Source organism: Streptococcus sp. ST16 (assembly GCF_046098135.1).
Lineage (GTDB): Bacteria > Bacillota > Bacilli > Lactobacillales > Streptococcaceae > Streptococcus.
In genome coordinates this window covers 1-17,135 of sequence record NZ_JBJUSE010000004.1, presented here as the reverse complement: position 1 = coordinate 17,135, position 17,135 = coordinate 1, and the positions used below count along the sequence as shown (strand labels likewise).

Annotated in this window: 16 protein-coding genes, 1 pseudogene and 1 other annotated feature; all 17 genes and pseudogenes read left to right on the top strand. The window is 41.8% G+C overall.

The genetic code is table 11. From position 1 onward, the window contains the following. Nucleotides 1–33 precede the first annotated feature (33 nt). The 17 genes and pseudogenes from ACIY14_RS03845 (at nucleotide 34) to ACIY14_RS03765 (ending at nucleotide 17,033) form a co-directional block, all read left to right on the top strand. Nucleotides 34–684 carry a helix-hairpin-helix domain-containing protein gene (locus tag ACIY14_RS03845; protein WP_409001584.1) on the top strand — a complete coding sequence of 217 codons (651 nt, stop codon included), beginning with the start codon at nucleotides 34–36 and terminating at the stop codon, nucleotides 682–684. Then, complete coding sequence (locus ACIY14_RS03840; protein ID WP_409001583.1) at nucleotides 668–2,908, top strand: DNA internalization-related competence protein ComEC/Rec2; 2,241 nt, start codon at nucleotides 668–670, stop codon at nucleotides 2,906–2,908. Before ACIY14_RS03845 ends, ACIY14_RS03840 begins: the two co-directional genes overlap by 17 nt. A 73-nt stretch (nucleotides 2,909–2,981) precedes the next feature. Next, nucleotides 2,982–3,113: a sequence feature (ribosomal protein L20 leader region), on the top strand. Nucleotides 3,114–3,128: 15 nt separating this feature from the next. Then, the gene (gene infC / locus ACIY14_RS03835) at nucleotides 3,129–3,659 is read left to right on the top strand and encodes a translation initiation factor IF-3 (protein ID WP_000848184.1); all 531 of its coding nucleotides are present in this window, start codon (nucleotides 3,129–3,131) and stop codon (nucleotides 3,657–3,659) included. A gap of 32 nt (nucleotides 3,660–3,691) precedes the next feature. Further along, nucleotides 3,692–3,892 carry a 50S ribosomal protein L35 gene (gene rpmI, locus ACIY14_RS03830; RefSeq protein ID WP_001125942.1) on the top strand — a complete coding sequence of 67 codons (201 nt, stop codon included), beginning with the start codon at nucleotides 3,692–3,694 and terminating at the stop codon, nucleotides 3,890–3,892. Nucleotides 3,893–3,943: 51 nt separating this feature from the next. Continuing rightward, the gene (gene rplT, locus ACIY14_RS03825) at nucleotides 3,944–4,303 is read left to right on the top strand and encodes a 50S ribosomal protein L20 (protein ID WP_000124830.1); all 360 of its coding nucleotides are present in this window, start codon (nucleotides 3,944–3,946) and stop codon (nucleotides 4,301–4,303) included. Nucleotides 4,304–4,361: 58 nt separating this feature from the next. Next, on the top strand, nucleotides 4,362–4,742 hold the full coding sequence (locus tag ACIY14_RS03820; RefSeq protein ID WP_409001582.1) for a VOC family protein: 381 nt from the start codon (nucleotides 4,362–4,364) through the stop codon (nucleotides 4,740–4,742). 246 nt (nucleotides 4,743–4,988) lie between these two features. Next, nucleotides 4,989–5,789: a dihydroorotate dehydrogenase electron transfer subunit gene (locus tag ACIY14_RS03815; RefSeq protein ID WP_409001581.1), complete on the top strand. Its 801-nt coding sequence runs from the start codon at nucleotides 4,989–4,991 to the stop codon at nucleotides 5,787–5,789. Next, the gene (locus ACIY14_RS03810) at nucleotides 5,752–6,738 is read left to right on the top strand and encodes a dihydroorotate dehydrogenase (RefSeq protein WP_409001580.1); all 987 of its coding nucleotides are present in this window, start codon (nucleotides 5,752–5,754) and stop codon (nucleotides 6,736–6,738) included. Before ACIY14_RS03815 ends, ACIY14_RS03810 begins: the two co-directional genes overlap by 38 nt. 110 nt (nucleotides 6,739–6,848) lie before the next feature. After that, nucleotides 6,849–9,101 (top strand): glucosaminidase domain-containing protein, encoded by a 2,253-nt coding sequence (locus ACIY14_RS03805; protein ID WP_409001579.1) that lies wholly within the window; start codon nucleotides 6,849–6,851, stop codon nucleotides 9,099–9,101. A 167-nt stretch (nucleotides 9,102–9,268) separates the two neighbouring features. Further along, nucleotides 9,269–10,288 carry a DNA/RNA non-specific endonuclease gene (locus tag ACIY14_RS03800; RefSeq protein WP_409001578.1) on the top strand — a complete coding sequence of 340 codons (1,020 nt, stop codon included), beginning with the start codon at nucleotides 9,269–9,271 and terminating at the stop codon, nucleotides 10,286–10,288. Between the two features lie 91 nt (nucleotides 10,289–10,379). After that, a complete protein-coding gene (locus tag ACIY14_RS03795; RefSeq protein WP_000141913.1) occupies nucleotides 10,380–10,616 on the top strand; it encodes a DUF2829 domain-containing protein in 237 nt (78 codons plus the stop codon). Next, on the top strand, nucleotides 10,609–11,307 hold the full coding sequence (locus tag ACIY14_RS03790) for a 3-oxoacyl-ACP reductase (RefSeq protein WP_409001577.1): 699 nt from the start codon (nucleotides 10,609–10,611) through the stop codon (nucleotides 11,305–11,307). The genes ACIY14_RS03795 and ACIY14_RS03790 overlap by 8 nt, the downstream gene beginning before the upstream one ends. A 10-nt stretch (nucleotides 11,308–11,317) precedes the next feature. Continuing rightward, a pseudogene (locus ACIY14_RS03785) lies at nucleotides 11,318–11,803 on the top strand (NUDIX hydrolase); the annotation flags it as partial. A 9-nt stretch (nucleotides 11,804–11,812) separates the two neighbouring features. Beyond that, complete coding sequence (locus ACIY14_RS03780) at nucleotides 11,813–12,253, top strand: ASCH domain-containing protein (RefSeq protein ID WP_409001720.1); 441 nt, start codon at nucleotides 11,813–11,815, stop codon at nucleotides 12,251–12,253. 121 nt (nucleotides 12,254–12,374) lie between these two features. Continuing rightward, the gene (locus ACIY14_RS03775; RefSeq protein WP_409001576.1) at nucleotides 12,375–14,921 is read left to right on the top strand and encodes a M1 family metallopeptidase; all 2,547 of its coding nucleotides are present in this window, start codon (nucleotides 12,375–12,377) and stop codon (nucleotides 14,919–14,921) included. A gap of 110 nt (nucleotides 14,922–15,031) precedes the next feature. Beyond that, nucleotides 15,032–15,706 carry a two-component system response regulator CiaR gene (gene ciaR / locus ACIY14_RS03770; protein WP_000590630.1) on the top strand — a complete coding sequence of 225 codons (675 nt, stop codon included), beginning with the start codon at nucleotides 15,032–15,034 and terminating at the stop codon, nucleotides 15,704–15,706. Next, nucleotides 15,696–17,033 (top strand): sensor histidine kinase, encoded by a 1,338-nt coding sequence (locus ACIY14_RS03765; RefSeq protein WP_409001575.1) that lies wholly within the window; start codon nucleotides 15,696–15,698, stop codon nucleotides 17,031–17,033. The genes ciaR and ACIY14_RS03765 overlap by 11 nt, the downstream gene beginning before the upstream one ends. Nucleotides 17,034–17,135: the final 102 nt, after the last annotated feature.

The following is a 17,135-nucleotide window of genomic DNA, read 5'->3' as shown; positions in this document are numbered from 1 at the left end:
TTCTCTTACGAATAACTTAAGAGAGGAGAAAATATGGAAGCAATTATCGAGAAAATCAAAGAGTATAAAATCATTGTCATCTGTGCTGGTTTAGGTTTAGCTTTAGGCGGATTTCTCCTGCTAAAGCCATCTACACAAAAAACCGTCACAGAAACAAATTTGCAGGCTGAAGTCGCGGCCGTTTCAAAGGATTCATCGGCTGAAAAAGAAGAAAAGAAGGAAGAAAAGGAAGATCCGCTTGAACAAGATCTAATCACAGTAGATGTCAAAGGTGCGGTTAAATCGCCAGGGATTTATGACTTGCCAGTAGGGAGTCGAGTCCATGATGCCGTTCAAAAGGCTGGTGGCTTGACAGAGGAGGCAGATAGCAAGTCGCTCAATCTAGCCCAGAAAATCAGTGATGAGGCTCTGGTCTACGTTCCTACAAAGGGAGAGGAAGGAGCTAGTCAGCAGACTGGTTCGGGAACGTCTCCTTCGACAAGTAAGGATAAGAAGGTCAACCTCAATAAAGCTAGTCTGGAAGAACTCAAGCAGGTCAAAGGACTGGGTGGTAAACGAGCCCAGGATATTATCGACCATCGTGAGGCAAATGGCAAGTTTAAGTCGGTAGACGAACTCAAGAAGGTCTCTGGCATTGGCGCTAAGACCATAGAAAAGTTAAAAGACTATGTTACAGTGGACTAAGAGTTTTCCTATTCCCCTAATCTATCTGGGTTTTCTATTACTTTGGCTTTACTATGCCATTTTCTCAGTATCTTATCTTGCTTTACTAGGCTTTGTTTTTTTGCTGATTTGTCTCTTTTTCCAATTTCCTTGGAAATCGGCTGGTAAAGTTCTAGCTATTTGTGGAGTTTTTGGATTTTGGTTTCTGTTTCAAAACTGGCAACAGACACAAGCTAGTCAAAACCTAGTGGATTCTGTTGAGAAGGTACGGATTTTGCCTGACACTATTAAGGTCAATGGAGATAGTCTGTCCTTTCGGGGAAAGGCTGAAGGCCTCACCTTCCAAGTTTACTATAAACTCCAGTCCGAGGAGGAGAAAGAGCACTTTCAAGTCTTGACAGATATTTATGAGATAGAACTAGAAGGAAAACTGTCCGAGCCAGAAGGGCAGAGAAATTTTGGTGGTTTTGACTACCAAGCTTATCTGAAGACTCAGGGGATTTACCAGACACTGACTATCAAGAGCATCCAGTCACTTAAAAAGGTTAGCAGTTGGGATATAGGTGAAAACCTGTCCAGCTTACGTCGAAAGGCTGTTGTTTGGATCAAGAGCTATTTTCCCGACCCTATGCGCAACTATATGACAGGTCTTCTTTTCGGACATCTAGATACTGACTTCGAGGAGATGAATGAGCTTTATTCCAGTCTTGGAATTATCCATCTCTTTGCTTTGTCGGGTATGCAGGTGGGCTTTTTCATGGATGCCTTTAAGAAACTCCTCTTACGATTGGGCTTGACTCAAGAAAAGTGGAAATGGTTGGCTTATCCATTCTCTTTGGTCTATGCAGGGCTGACAGGATTCTCTGCTTCGGTCATCCGCAGTCTCTTGCAAAAGTTACTAGCTCAACATGGTGTTAAGGGCTTAGACAATTTTGCCTTAACGGTTCTTGTCCTCTTTATCATCATGCCCAACTTTTTCCTGACAGCAGGAGGTGTCTTGTCCTGTGCCTACGCCTTTATCTTGACCATGACCAGCAAAGAAGGCGAGGGGTTCAAGGCTGTGGTCAGAGAAAGTCTGGTCATTTCCTTGGGAATATTGCCCATTTTATCCTTTTATTTTGCAGAATTTCAGCCTTGGTCTATCCTTTTGACCTTTGTCTTTTCCTTTCTGTTTGATGTGGTCTTCTTGCCACTCTTGTCCATCTTATTCATTCTGTCCTTCGTTTACCCAGTCACTCAGTTTAATCTTGTCTTTGAGTGGTTGGAGGGCGTCATTCGCTTGGTTTCACAGCTGGCAAGTAGGCCTCTAGTTTTTGGTCAACCTAACGCATGGCTGTTGATTCTACTGTTAATTTCCTTGGCAATACTGTATGATTTTAGGAAAAACATCAAAAGACTAGCAGAATTCAGTCTCCTTATTGTGGGCCTCTTTTTCTTGACCAAGCATCCGCTGGAAAATGAAATCACCGTGCTGGATGTTGGGCAAGGGGAAAGTATTTTTCTAAGAGATGTAACTGGAAAAACCATCCTCATAGATGTGGGTGGAAAGGCAGAATCTGATAAGAAAATAGAGAATTGGCAAGAAAAAGCGACGACTAGCAATGCCCAGCGAACCTTAATTCCCTATCTAAAAAGTCGTGGAGTAGACAAGATTGACCAGCTGATTTTGACCAACACAGAGAAGGAACATGTTGGAGATTTTCTGGAGGTGACCAAGGCTTTCCATGTCGGGGAGATTTTAGTATCAAAAGGAAGTCTGACACAGAAGGAATTTGTAGCAGAACTACAAGCGACTCAAACCAAGGTACGCAGTGTGACAGCAGGGGAGAATTTACCGATTTTTGGCAGTTACTTAGAAGTCCTATCTCCAAGGAAGGTTGGATATGGGGATCGTGATGATTCCCTGGTTCTTTATGGAAGACTTTTGGATAAGCACTTTCTCTTTACTGGAAACTTGAAAGAGAAGGGAGAGAAGGAACTTTTAAAGCAATACCCTACCTTAGAGGTGGATATCTTGAAGGCAGGTCAACATGGTTCAAAGACTTCATCAAGTCCAGCTTTTTTAGAGAAGCTCAAACCGCAAATTACTCTCATCTCAGTTGGTAAGAACAATCGTGCCAAACTCCCCCATCAGGAAATCTTGACACGATTGGAATCCATCAAGAGTAAGATTTACAGAACCGATCAGCAAGGAGCCATTCGCTTTAAAGGATGGAATAGTTGGCGAATGGAAACAGTGCGATAAAATAGATAAAGTTTTTCGAAAAAATGACTTTTTATCTTGACAAGGGATAGAAAACTTGGTATCATATAAAAGTTGAGAAAAGCAGAAGTGAGAGCTTCTCGCCTTGTGACATCAAGTTGCCTGGCCCTACGGATGAAAAGTTTCTAAGAAACGCTATCATAACGTGCGGGCTTGTATCATTACGAGTCCGCTCTTGTTTTTCTCTAATAATAAAAAAGAGGTGAAAACCATAGCAAAGCAAGACTTATTCATCAATGATGAAATTCGTGTACGTGAAGTTCGCTTGATCGGTCTTGAGGGAGAACAGCTAGGCATCAAGCCACTCAGCGAAGCGCAAGCATTGGCTGATAGTGCAAATGTTGACTTAGTATTGATTCAACCCCAAGCAAAACCGCCTGTTGCTAAAATTATGGACTACGGTAAGTTCAAATTTGAGTATCAGAAAAAGCAAAAAGAACAACGTAAAAAACAAAGTGTTGTTACTGTGAAAGAAGTTCGTCTTAGTCCAACTATTGACAAGGGTGACTTTGATACAAAACTTCGCAATGCACGCAAGTTCCTTGAAAAAGGAAATAAAGTTAAGGTATCTATTCGCTTTAAAGGGCGTATGATCACCCATAAAGAGATTGGTGCAAAAGTTTTAGCCGAGTTTGCTGAAGCAACACAAGATATTGCAATCATCGAACAACGAGCTAAGATGGATGGACGCCAAATGTTCATGCAGTTGGCGCCAGCAACTGACAAAAAATAATTGTCAGAAAGTTAAATAAAGGAGAAAAAATCATGCCAAAACAAAAAACACACCGCGCATCAGCTAAACGTTTCAAACGTACAGGTTCTGGTGGACTTAAACGTTTCCGTGCTTACACTTCTCACCGTTTCCACGGAAAAACTAAGAAACAACGTCGTCATCTTCGTAAAGCATCTATGGTGCATTCAGGAGATTTCAAACGTATCAAAGCAATGCTTACTCGTTTGAAATAATAGCCTAACAGTAAGTAAACAATTCTAAGAAATATTTGGAGGAAATAAAACATGGCACGTGTTAAAGGTGGCGTTGTATCACGCAAACGTCGTAAACGTATTCTTAAATTAGCAAAAGGTTACTATGGAGCTAAACACATCTTGTTCCGTACTGCAAAAGAACAAGTAATGAACTCTTACTACTATGCATACCGTGACCGTCGTCAGAAAAAACGTGACTTCCGTAAATTGTGGATCACTCGTATCAATGCGGCAGCTCGTTTGAACGGACTTTCATACTCACAATTGATGCATGGTTTGAAATTGGCTGAAATCGAAGTTAACCGTAAAATGCTTGCTGATTTGGCTGTTAACGATGCAGCAGCTTTCACAGCTCTTGCAGATGCAGCGAAAGCAAAACTTGGTAAATAATCACTTTTAAGACTGGTACAGGATTGTCCCAGTCTTTTTTGACATAAAGGAGAGAAAGATGGCTTCAAAAATGCTACATACGTGTTTGCGAGTAGAAAATCTTGAAAAATCAATCGCATTTTATCAAGACGCTTTTGGTTTTAAAGAATTACGTCGCAAGGATTTTCCAGATTATGCCTTTACCATTGTCTATCTAGGACTTGAGGGTGATGACTACGAGTTGGAATTGACCTATAACTATGACCACGGCCCTTACGTGGTAGGAGATGGCTTCGCCCATATCGCCCTTAGTACACCTGATCTTGAAGCTCTTCATCAAGAACATAGTGCTAAAGGCTATGAGGTGACAGCCCCTAATGGACTTCCAGGAACTCAACCAAACTATTACTTTGTAAAGGATCCTGACGGTTACAAGATCGAAGTCATTCGTGAAAAATAATTGAGTAATGTCAAGTAGAATGTTCGTTTTCTACTTGACTTTTTTTCTTTGAAAGAGTATACTAATACAAATTTAACCTTTAAGGGGAGTCCAGAGAGACTCACAAGGTGTCAGATAAAAGGACTAGGGGACTCTCTGTGGAGATTTTTTAAGTGTGCGCATGAGTTCTAGCCTAACCTAACTGAGGCCTTGCTACTGCAAGGTCTTTTCTTTATCTGGTCCCCTTAAATTTAAGGAGGAAAAGTCATGAATCCCACATGTAAGAAACGTTTGGGTGCCATTCGTTTGGAAACCATGAAGGTGGTCGCACAAGAGGAAATTGCACCAGCAATCTTTGAATTAGTTCTAGAAGGGGAGATGGTTGAAGCCATGCGAGCCGGCCAATTTCTTCATCTGCGTGTGCCTGATGACGCCCATCTCTTGCGCCGCCCTATTTCAATTTCGTCTATTGACAAAGCAAACAAGCAGTGTCACCTCATTTATCGGATTGAGGGAGCTGGGACAGCTATTTTTTCAACCTTACGTCAGGGAGATACTCTTGATGTGATGGGGCCTCAGGGAAATGGGTTTGACTTGTCTGATTTAGACAATCAGAGTCAAGTTCTCCTCATTGGTGGTGGGATTGGTGTTCCGCCCTTGCTTGAGGTTGCCAAGGAATTGCATGCGCGTGGGGTGAAAGTAGTGACAGTCCTCGGTTTTGCCAACAAGGATGCTGTTATTCTCGAAACCGAATTGGCCCAATATGGTCAGGTCTTTGTAACGACAGATGATGGTTCTTATGGCATTAAGGGAAATGTATCTGTTGTCATCAATGATTTAGACAGTCAATTTGATGCGGTTTACTCATGTGGGGCACCTGGAATGATGAAGTATATCAATCAAACCTTTTATGACCACCCAAGAGCCTACCTATCTCTGGAATCTCGTATGGCTTGTGGGATGGGGGCTTGCTATGCCTGTGTCCTAAAAGTGCCAGATAGTGAGACCGTCAGTCAACGCGTCTGTGAAGATGGCCCTGTTTTCCGCACAGGAACAGTTTTATTATAAGGAGAAAATTATGACTAACAAACGTTTACAAGTTTCTCTCCCTGGTTTGGATTTGAAAAATCCGATTATACCAGCATCAGGCTGTTTTGGTTTTGGTCAAGAGTATGCCAAGTACTATGATTTAGACCTTTTAGGCTCCATTATGATCAAAGCAACGACACTTGAACCCCGTTTTGGCAATCCTACTCCGAGAGTAGCTGAGACACCTGCTGGTATGCTCAATGCAATCGGTTTACAAAATCCTGGTTTAGAAGCTGTTTTGGCTGAAAAACTCCCTTGGTTGGAAAGAGAATACCCAAATCTTCCTATCATCGCCAATGTAGCTGGCTTTTCAAAACAAGAGTACGCTGCCGTTTCTCGAGGAATTTCCAAGGCAGCAAATGTAAAAGCTATCGAGCTTAATATCTCTTGTCCGAATGTGGATCATGGCAATCATGGACTTTTGATTGGGCAAGATCCTGACTTGGCTTATGAAGTGGTAAAAGCGGCTGTGGAAGCCTCTGATGTGCCAGTCTATGTCAAGCTTACTCCTAGTGTAACAGATATTGTCACCGTCGCCAAAGCCGCAGAAGATGCAGGGGCAAGTGGCTTAACCATGATCAATACTCTAGTCGGTATGCGCTTTAACCTCAAAACTCGCAAACCAATCTTGGCCAATGGAACGGGTGGAATGTCTGGCCCAGCAGTTTTTCCAGTAGCCCTCAAACTCATCCGTCAAGTTGCCCAAACAACAGACCTGCCCATCATTGGAATGGGAGGAGTGGATTCGGCAGAAGCTGCACTAGAAATGTATCTGGCTGGAGCGTCTGCCATCGGAGTTGGAACAGCCAACTTTACCAATCCTTATGCTTGTCCTGATATCATCGAAAATTTACCAAAAGTCATGGATAAATATGGCATTAGCAGCTTGGAAGATCTCCGTCAGGAAGTCAAAGCTAGTCTGAGATAAGCTAGAACATCTTTATCGTCAATAAGACACAGAATCTTCATCAATTTGTAATATTTCCGTCGATTAACTATGTTACAATAAGGCTTAGAAAACGTTATTGGAGCATTTAAATGAAACGATGGAAAGTGGCCCTAGTAAGTGCTGGCTTATTGGGGTGTTTTTTTACTGTACTAGAAACAGCTAAAGCAGATGAAGGGACTTGGAAAGGAAAGACCTACCTCAAAGCTGATGGAAAACAAGTAACCAACCAGTGGCTCTTTGACCAAACGTATCAGAATTGGTTTTATCTTAAGGCTGATGGACAACGTGCAGAAAACGGCTGGCTGACTGTTGGTGGTAAGGATTACTATTTTAACGAGACCGGAAAATTAGCCACAAAAATTTGGATCAACCAGTACTATGTGGCTGAAAGTGGTGCTAGGGTCAAGAATCAATGGGTGTTTGACCAAGAAAAACAATCCTGGTATTATCTCAAGTCGGATGGTCAAAAAGCTCAAAATGAGTGGATTCAACAAGGTCAGGAAAAATATTACCTTAAAGAAGATGGGAAAATGGCCAAAGATGAGTGGGTCACTCAAGGTGGAAACGAGTACTACGTTAATTCTCAAGGTAAAATGCTGAGAGGTACTTGGCTTGGTAAGAACTATTTGTCAGAAAATGGTAATAAGGTCAAACAAGGTTGGATTTATGATGACAACTATAGCAGTTGGTTCTACATTCAACAAGATGGTACCTATGCTGAAAATGGCTGGCAAACCATAGATGGAAAGGACTACCATTTCAAATTTGGAGGCTATCTTTCTACCGAGCGCTGGATTGGCCGCTTCTATGTTGCAAAGAGTGGAGCCAAACTGAAATCGGAATGGCTCTTTGATAAGAATTACGATTCTTGGTTTTACTTGAAAGCAGACGGTAGCTATGCCGAAAAAGGCTGGGAAACGATTAAAGGTAAAGATTACCATTTCAAATTTGGAGGCTATCTTTCTACTGAACGTTGGATTGACCGCTTCTATGTTGCAAAGAGTGGAGCTAAACTGAAATCCGAATGGCTCTTTGACAAAAATTATAACTCGTGGTTTTACTTGAAAGCAGACGGAACCTATGCTGAAAAAGGCTGGGAAACGATCAAAGGCAAGGATTACCATTTCAAATCCGGTGGCTACCTCTCCACAGAAACTTGGATTGACCGCAGCTATGTGACGAGCAGTGGAGCAAAAGCAGGTAAAGGTTGGCTCTTTGACAAGGATTATAACTCTTGGTTCTATATCAACTCTGATGGAAATTATGCTGATAAAGAATGGATCTGGGATAATGGTTATTACTATCTCAAATCTGGCGGTTATATGGCTGCAAGTGAGTGGGTGTGGTACAAGAACAATTGGTTCTACCTCAAGTCAAATGGGAAGATGGCTGAGAAAGAATTAATCTACGATTCCTCCGACCAATCCTGGTATTACCTTAAATCAGGCGGTTACATGGCAAGAAATGAGACTGTAGATGGTCATACTTTGGATGCCTCAGGTAAATGGCATGTTGCGGATAAGACCAAATACTACAAAGTTAAACCAATCACGGCTTATGTCTATAGTGCATCTGGAGAAATATTGAGTTACATTAACCAAGGAAGCATCGTTTCACTGGATAGCTCGACGCGAAAAGGTGGCCGACTTGCAGTTTCGATTTCTGGCTTGTCTGGCTATATGAATCAAAGTGATTTGACAGCAGTGGATGAAGGAAGCGAATTTATCCCTCATTATACTACTGATGGGAAATTCCTCTACCATGAACTCTCTCCTTATACGAGTATCAAAGTAGCTCCACACACATCTGCTATGGTTATTGGTAAGAAGTACTACTCAACTGACGGAGAGCATTTTGATGGCTTTACCATTAAAAATCCTTTCCTTTATAAAAACTTGAGAGAACCAAGTAATTATAGTGCAGCTGAATTGGATAAACTGTATTCCTTGATGAACTTGCAGGATAGTCCTCTAGCAGGTAAAGGAGCGACTTTCAAAGAAGCCGAGGAACGCTACGGTGTCAACGCCCTTTACTTGATGGCACATAGCGCTCTTGAAAGTGCGTGGGGACGCAGTCAAATTGCCAGAGATAAGAACAACTTCTTTGGTATTGCAGCCTATGATACTAGCCCATATCTCTCAGCCAAGAGCTTTGATGATGTGGACAAAGGAATCCTTGGAGCTGCCAAGTGGATTCGTGAGAATTACATCGACTACGGCAGAGACCACCTCGGAAACAAAGCAACCGGAATGAATGTTCGCTATGCTTCTGATCCATACTGGGGTGAGAAAATAGCCAGCATCATGATGACCATCAATAGCAAACTTGGTGGGAAAGACTAATCAAAATAAACCAACGGTAACTACTGAAAAGTGGTTATCGTTTTTGTTTTGGACATTGGAGGAGAAATAGTATAATAACAGTCTCTTTAGTCTTGAATAATTAACAAAATGATAGTAAAATATAATAGGAGATATTAATCTAATCACCATATAAAAAGGAGATTTTTATGAAAAAGCTACTATCCTTCTCAATTGCCTTGCTTTCAATCACAACCCTAGTTGCTTGTTCTGGACATAAGGCAGAATCAAAGGCCCCAGAAGAAAAAATTGAACAGAAGCAAATCAAGTTTGATGAGAAGTTGTTTAAAGAAACTGGACTCTTGCCTTTTAAAAATGAGAAGCAACTAGAACTTGGAGAATTAGATTCTAAATCACGCGCAACGAGTGCTCACATTCAACTTAAGGACAGCGATGAGCCAAATGAGAAGAGAGAGTCCAAGTTGACTTATGATCCAGTTGGATGGCACAATTATAAATTCTTTTATGGTGATGGTAAAAAAGAAGCTTGGTTGATGAGTAGAGGTCATCTGATTGGTTATCAGTTTAGCGGATTAAACGATGAAAAGAGGAATCTGGTTCCAATGACTAACTGGCTCAATGCTGGAAATTATTCTGGAACAGATGACCAAAACCAAAGTAGCATGCTTTATTATGAAAATCGATTGGACTCCTGGTTGGCCAATCATCCGAACTACTATCTTGACTACAAGGTGACCCCAATCTATCAAAAGGACGAATTGATCCCGAGACAGATTGAATTGCAGTATGTGGGAATAGATGAAAATGGCAAACTCTTGGAAATCAAGGTGGGTGGTAGTAAAGAAAAGGTTGATCAGTATTCTGTGACGCATGTTATTCTAGACAATGTTTCAGCTAATGCGGAAATCAATTATTTGGATGGTACTGCCAAAAATACAGTTGAAAACAAAGAAGAAAAAGCCAAGAAGGAAGCTGAGGAAAAAGCCAAGAAAGAGGCTGAGGAAAAAGAAGCAGCTGAAAAGAAAGCAAAAGAAGAAGAGCAAGAAAAAGCTCGCCAAGCCGCACAAGAAAAGGAAGAAAGCCAGGAATCAAACTCGCAATCAACAAATTCAGGTGGCTACTTCAGAGATAGAAAAGGGAGATGGCACAGACCAAATGGTAAATTTGCTTCTAAGAAAGAAATCAGAGAAGCTGGATTGCAGTGGTAGGAAGAACTTAGTAGATATACAGTCAAAAAGCCGTTGGAAAACGGTTTTTTGTTATAATTAAATTAATAATGTAGCATTAAAGGAGAACATCATGACTTTTGAAGAAATCCTGCCTGGATTAAAGGCTAAGAAAAAATATGTACGAACTGGTTGGGGAGGGGCTGAGAACTATGTCCAACTCTTTGACACTATCGAACAAAACGGGGTTGCACTTGAAGTGACGCCCTATTTCCTAATTAACGTGTCTGGAGAAGGGGAAGGTTTTTCCATGTGGAGCCCGACACCTTGTGATGTTTTGGCGACGGACTGGGTAGAAGTGCATGACTAGACGTGTATTGATTACAGGGGTGAGCTCAGGTATCGGTCTAGCTCAAGCTCGCCTCTTTTTAAAGAATGGCTATCAAGTTTATGGAGTTGACCAAGGCGAAAATCCACTTTTACAGGGTGATTTCCACTTTTTACAGAGAGATTTGACCTTGGACTTGGATCCTGTTTTTGACTGGTGTCCTCAGGTGGATGTCTTGTACAATACTGCAGGAGTTTTGGATGATTATAAGCCACTTTTGGAACAATCAGCCCAGGAAATTCATGAGATTTTTGAAATCAACTATGTGACTCCTGTTGAGTTGACTCGCTATTATTTGACGCAAATGCTTGAAAATAAAAAAGGAGTTATTATCAATATGTGTTCCATTGCTTCAAGCCTAGCTGGTGGAGGTGGTCATGCCTATACTTCCTCTAAGCATGCCTTAGCTGGCTTTACCAAGCAGTTGGCTCTAGACTATGCAGAAGCTGGGATTCAGGTATTTGGAATTGCTCCTGGTGCAGTCAAAACGGGAATGACCGCTGCCGACTTTGAACCAGGAGGCTTGGCAGCCTGGGTAGCTAGTGAAACGCCAATCAAGCGCTGGATTGAGCCAGAGGAAGTAGCAGCCCTTAGCCTTTTCTTAGCAAGTGGAAAAGCAAGCGCCATGCAAGGACAAATCCTGACGATTGATGGTGGATGGACTTTGAAGTAGGAGGAGTTAGATGGAAATCAAAAATCACTTTGGCGTCTACGGAGTCTGTCTTCAAGACGGGAAATTGTTTTGCATTGAGAAAACGAGAGGACCCTATCAACAGCGCTATGATCTACCGGGTGGTAGTCAAGAACCAGGTGAGGGTTTGACAGAAACTCTCAAGAGAGAAGTTCTTGAAGAGACAGGATATTCTCTTAGCAGATACTCTAATCCTAGGATGTATGACGTGATGGTTCAAGAAGAGGGGCAAGACTTCGCCGTACACCATATCATGGCCTTTTATGATATCGCACTCAATTTTGAGAGCTCTCAGAAGTCAATTTCTCAGGAGGTTCATGATGGAAGCAATGATTCAGCAAACGTCATTTGGTTGAATTTGGAAGAAATTACCGAAGAAAATGCCTCACCCTTAGTATTGAAGGTGAAGGCAGAGTTACGAGGATTTCCAGATTTAGACATGACAAGCTATAAAAATTGGAAGGTAAAAGAAAAAAAGGAGCAACCCATGACACCGCAAGAAATGTGGAATGCATACAAGAAAATCAATCCCTCGATCGGAGATGAGATTGATGCTTGGGCTTTTGGAGTAGAAGCCGATCTCTTGGCAGATTTGGTTTTAAAAGGTGAAAAGACGGCAACTGCATCAGCCTTTGATCTTTATTCAGTTGATAACGAACCCCTGCCACAAGAAGGGACCTTTGATATCATTCTAGATAGCCAAGATCGGGCTGTCTGTATTATCGAAATTACAAAGGTTTCCGTTCAGCCTTTCAATCAAGTTTCTGCTGAACATGCCTATAAGGAAGGGGAAGGTGATAAATCCCTAGCTTATTGGCGTCAGGTTCATGAAGACTGTTTCGCCGAGTGGATGAGAGAGGCTGGGCTGACTTTTACGCCTGATAGTAAGGTCGTTTTAGAAGAATTTCGCAAGGTTTATCCACAGTAAACTTTAGTAAAAAGAAAGTTTTGGAAATCACCGTCCAATCCTTTTTTCTAAAGCAAAACATGATATAATAAGTTTGTTTGAAGAAGAGCAGCAGCTCTTAAACTTAGAATAGGAGAAAACTATGCAAGCAGTTGAACATTTTATTAAGCAATTTGTTCCTGAACATTATGATTTATTTTTAGACTTGAGTCGTGAGACCAAAACGTTTTCTGGTAAGGTGACCATTACTGGTCAAGCACAGAGTGACCGTATTTCCCTTCACCAAAAAGACTTGGAAATCACTTCTGTTGAAGTTGCAGGTCAGGCTCGTCCATTTACAGTTGACCATGATAATGAAGCCCTTCATATCGAACTGGCTGAGGCTGGTCAAGTTAAATTGATTATCGCTTTTTCAGGAAAAATTACAGACAACATGACAGGGATTTACCCATCTTACTACACTGTTGATGGAGTGAAGAAGGAAGTCTTGTCTACTCAGTTCGAAAGCCACTTTGCTCGCGAAGCCTTCCCATGTGTGGATGAGCCAGAAGCCAAAGCAACCTTTGATCTCGCTCTTCGTTTTGACCAAGCAGAAGGTGAAGTAGCCTTGTCAAATATGCCTGAGATTGATGTTGAAAACCGTAAGGAAACAGGTATCTGGAAGTTTGCGACGACACCTCGCATGTCTTCTTATTTATTAGCCTTTGTTGCGGGAGACTTACAAGGAGTTACTGCTACAACTAAAAATGGCACCCTTGTTGGTGTCTACTCAACCAAAGCTCATCCACTTTCTAACCTTGATTTCTCTTTGGATATCGCAGTTCGCTCGATTGAGTTTTACGAAGATTACTACGGAGTTAAATATCCAATTCCTCAATCACTCCACATCGCCCTTCCTGACTTCTCAGCAGGTGCTATGGAAAACTGGGGTCTGGTCACTTACCGTGAAGTTTACTTGGTTGTGGATGAGAACTCAACCTTTGCTAGCCGTCAACAGGTAGCCCTTGTCATTGCCCATGAGCTTGCTCACCAATGGTTTGGTAACCTCGTGACTATGAAATGGTGGGATGACCTCTGGCTCAATGAAAGCTTCGCCAACATGATGGAATATGTCTGCGTGGATGCCATCGAGCCAAGTTGGAATATCTTTGAGGACTTCCAAACAGGTGGTGTTCCAGCGGCGCTTAAACGCGATGCGACGGATGGCGTTCAGTCTGTTCATGTCGAAGTCAAACACCCAGATGAAATCAATACACTCTTTGACGGAGCTATCGTCTATGCCAAAGGAAGTCGCCTCATGCACATGCTTCGTCGTTGGCTAGGTGATGCCGATTTTGCCAAAGGTTTGCATGCCTACTTTGAAAAACACCAATATGGAAATACCATTGGTCGTGACCTATGGAATGCTCTTGGACAGGCTTCAGGCCGTGATGTCGCAGCCTTCATGGATTCTTGGTTGGAACAACCTGGTTATCCAGTTCTCACTGTCAAAGTTGAAAATGATGTCTTGAAGATTTCACAAAAACAATTCTTTATCGGTGAGCACGAAGACAAGAACCGTCTCTGGGTTGTGCCACTGAACAGCAACTGGAAAGGCTTGCCAGATACACTCGAAACTGAAAGTATCGAGATTCCTGGCTACGCCGCTCTTCTTGCTGAAAATGAAGGAGCTCTTCGTCTCAATACTGAAAATACGGCTCACTACATTACCGACTATCAAGGAGACTTGTTAGAAGCTGTTCTTGCTGAGCTAGAGACTCTTGATAATACAAGCAAACTCCAAATCGTTCAAGAACGTCGTTTGCTTGCTGAAGCAGGGAACATTTCTTATGCAGACTTGCTTCCAGTCCTTGATAAACTTGCCAAGGAAGAGTCTTACCTTGTAGTTTCAGCCATATCTCAAGTGATTGCTGCCCTTGAGCGCTTTATCGATGAAGGAACAGAAGCTGAAACTGCCTTCAAAGCATTGGTTGCTAAATTGGCTCGTCACAACTATGACCGTCTTGGTTTTGAAGCTAAAGATGGGGAATCAGATGAGGATGAATTGGTTCGTCAGTTGACCGTTTCTATGATGATTCGCTCAAATGATGCAGAAGCTAGTCAAGTCGCTAGTCAAATCTTTGCAGCTCACAAGGAAAATCTTGCAGGACTTCCAGCAGCAATCCGTGCTCAAGTTCTCATCAATGAAATGAAACACCATGAGACTAAGGACTTGGTCGCAACTTATCTGGGCCTCTACACTCATGCGACGGATGCGGTCTTTAAACGCCAGTTGGCAGGAGCTCTTGCATACAGTACAGATGGGGACAATATCCAAACCTTGATTGGTTCATGGAAAGATAAATTTGTAGTCAAACCACAAGATCTTTCTTCATGGTACCTCCAATTCCTCGGACACAAGGCTACTCAAGAAACTGTTTGGGTTTGGGCGCGTGAAAACTGGGATTGGATCAAGGCAGCCCTTGGTGGTGACATGAGCTTTGATAGTTTTGTCATCTTCCCATCACATATCTTTAAAACAGATCAACGTTTGGCAGAGTACAAAGAATTCTTTGAACCACAACTCTCTGACCTCGCTCTTAGCCGAAACATCCGTATGGGAATTAAGGATATCGCAGCACGTGTTGACTTGATTCAGCGTGAGAAAGCAGCAGTAGAAGCTGTTGTAGCCAAATATGCTAAAGCTTAATTCGTTCGAAATGTAAATAAAAAACTCAACTTTCTATCTGAAAACAAGAGAGAGTTGAGTTTTTTTTAAGGCAATTTTGGTATAATAATCATAACAAGGAGGAGTTTCTGATGATAAAAATCTTATTAGTAGAAGATGACCTAGGCCTGTCAAACTCAGTATTTGACTTTTTAGATGATTTTGCAGATGTCATGCAGGTCTTTGATGGAGAAGAAGGTCTCTACGAAGCTGAGAGTGGCGTTTATGACTTGATTCTGCTTGACCTGATGTTGCCTGAAAAAAATGGCTTCCAAGTTTTGAAAGAATTGCGTGAAAAAGGGATTACCACACCAGTCCTTATCATGACTGCCAAAGAGAGTTTGGATGACAAGGGACATGGTTTTGAGTTGGGAGCGGATGACTACCTCACCAAACCCTTCTACCTTGAAGAACTCAAAATGCGGATTCAAGCCCTTCTTAAACGTTCAGGTAAGTTTAACGAAAATACATTGACCTATGGGGATATTGTCGTCAACCTTTCAACGAATGAAGTAAAAGTGGAAGATACTCCTGTGGAATTGCTCGGAAAAGAGTTTGAGTTATTGGTTTACTTCCTTCAAAATCAAAATGTTATTCTTCCCAAGACACAAATTTTTGACCGTCTATGGGGATTTGATAGCGATACGACTATTTCCGTTGTAGAAGTCTATGTTTCAAAAGTTCGTAAGAAACTGAAGGGAACAGCCTTTGCTGAAAATCTTCAAACCTTGCGTAGTGTCGGGTATATTTTAAAAGATGTTCAATAAACTAAAAAAAACATGGTATGCAGATGATTTCAGCTATTTCATTCGAAACTTTGGAGTGTTCACTCTGATTTTCTCTGCTATGACCTTGATTATCCTCCAGGTCATGCACTCGAGTCTCTACACTTCTGTAGATGAAAAACTACAAGCCCTTAGCACTAGCCCTCAAGCTGTTATCCAATTAGCCCTTAATCGGGCAACTGAAGAAGTCAAAGATATTCAACCAGCAACAGCGGATGCCAGCAAGGCTGAAATCAAACCCAATGTCAGCTCCAATACGGAAGTCTTGCTCTTTGATAAGGATTTTAACCAACTCTTACTGGGCAATCGCTTTTTAGGTTTGGACAAGATCAAGCTGGACAAGAAAGAGTTAAATCACATTCGCCAAATTCAAGTTGTCAATAGCTACGGTCAGGAAGAAACCTACCGGATGATCTTGATGGAAACCAATTCATCCACTGTTTCAAGTAATGTCAAATATGCGGCGGTTTTAATTAATACTAGCCAGCTTGAGCAAATCAGCCAAAACCACGAGCATTTAATTGTTGTAGTTATGGCCAGTTTCTGGCTCCTATCTTTAATTGCCAGTGTTTACCTGGCACGTGTCAGTGTAAAACCTCTGCTGGAAAGTATGCAAAAGCAGAAGTCCTTTGTTGAAAATGCGAGCCACGAACTGAGAACGCCTTTGGCCGTTTTACAAAATCGTTTAGAGACTCTCTTTCGAAAACCAGAAGCAACGATTATGGAATCCAGCGAAAGTATCGCTTCTAGTCTTGAAGAAGTTCGCAACATGCGTTTCCTCACGACCAATCTTCTCAACCTTGCACGTCGCGATGATGGAATTAAACCAGAAATAGCAGAAGTATCACCACAGTTCTTTAAGACGACCTTTGCTAACTATGAGTTGATTGCTTCTGAAAATGATCGTATTTTTGAGTATGAAAATCGGATTTATCGTCCCTTCATGACTGATCAGTTGCTCCTAAAACAGCTCATGACTATCTTGTTTGATAATGCTATCAAGTATACTGAAGAAGATGGAAAAATTGAGTTTGTGGTCCATGCTACGGATCGCCACCTCTATCTATCAGTAACGGATAACGGAATTGGGATCTCAGCTGCTGATAAGAAGAAAATCTTTGACCGCTTTTATCGTGTAGACAAGGCGAGAACCCGTCAGAAAGGTGGTTTTGGTCTAGGACTATCTTTGGCCAAGCAGATCGTAGATGCCTTACGAGGAACGATTACCGTTAAAGATAACAAACCTAGAGGAACGATTTTTGAAGTTAAAATTGCTATCCAATCTCCTCCCAAACGTAAGAATAAATAAAAAGACAGTTTTATGAACTGCACCCCAAAAGTTAGACAGAAAAAATCTAACTTTTGGGGTGTTTTATTATGAAATTGAGTTATGAAGATAAAGTTCAGATCT

Coding starts and splice junctions, on each gene's coding strand:
- ACIY14_RS03780 (WP_409001720.1), top strand. CDS start 11,813: ATGACACCGCAAGAAATGTGGAATGCATACAAGAAAATCAATCCCTCG.
- ACIY14_RS03800 (WP_409001578.1), top strand. CDS start 9,269: ATGAAAAAGCTACTATCCTTCTCAATTGCCTTGCTTTCAATCACAACC.
- ACIY14_RS03840 (WP_409001583.1), top strand. CDS start 668: ATGTTACAGTGGACTAAGAGTTTTCCTATTCCCCTAATCTATCTGGGT.
- ACIY14_RS03805 (WP_409001579.1), top strand. CDS start 6,849: ATGAAACGATGGAAAGTGGCCCTAGTAAGTGCTGGCTTATTGGGGTGT.
- rpmI (WP_001125942.1), top strand. CDS start 3,692: ATGCCAAAACAAAAAACACACCGCGCATCAGCTAAACGTTTCAAACGT.
- ciaR (WP_000590630.1), top strand. CDS start 15,032: ATGATAAAAATCTTATTAGTAGAAGATGACCTAGGCCTGTCAAACTCA.
- ACIY14_RS03795 (WP_000141913.1), top strand. CDS start 10,380: ATGACTTTTGAAGAAATCCTGCCTGGATTAAAGGCTAAGAAAAAATAT.
- ACIY14_RS03810 (WP_409001580.1), top strand. CDS start 5,752: ATGGCCCTGTTTTCCGCACAGGAACAGTTTTATTATAAGGAGAAAATT.
- ACIY14_RS03845 (WP_409001584.1), top strand. CDS start 34: ATGGAAGCAATTATCGAGAAAATCAAAGAGTATAAAATCATTGTCATC.
- ACIY14_RS03820 (WP_409001582.1), top strand. CDS start 4,362: ATGGCTTCAAAAATGCTACATACGTGTTTGCGAGTAGAAAATCTTGAA.
- ACIY14_RS03815 (WP_409001581.1), top strand. CDS start 4,989: ATGAATCCCACATGTAAGAAACGTTTGGGTGCCATTCGTTTGGAAACC.
- rplT (WP_000124830.1), top strand. CDS start 3,944: ATGGCACGTGTTAAAGGTGGCGTTGTATCACGCAAACGTCGTAAACGT.
- ACIY14_RS03790 (WP_409001577.1), top strand. CDS start 10,609: ATGACTAGACGTGTATTGATTACAGGGGTGAGCTCAGGTATCGGTCTA.
- ACIY14_RS03775 (WP_409001576.1), top strand. CDS start 12,375: ATGCAAGCAGTTGAACATTTTATTAAGCAATTTGTTCCTGAACATTAT.
- ACIY14_RS03765 (WP_409001575.1), top strand. CDS start 15,696: ATGTTCAATAAACTAAAAAAAACATGGTATGCAGATGATTTCAGCTAT.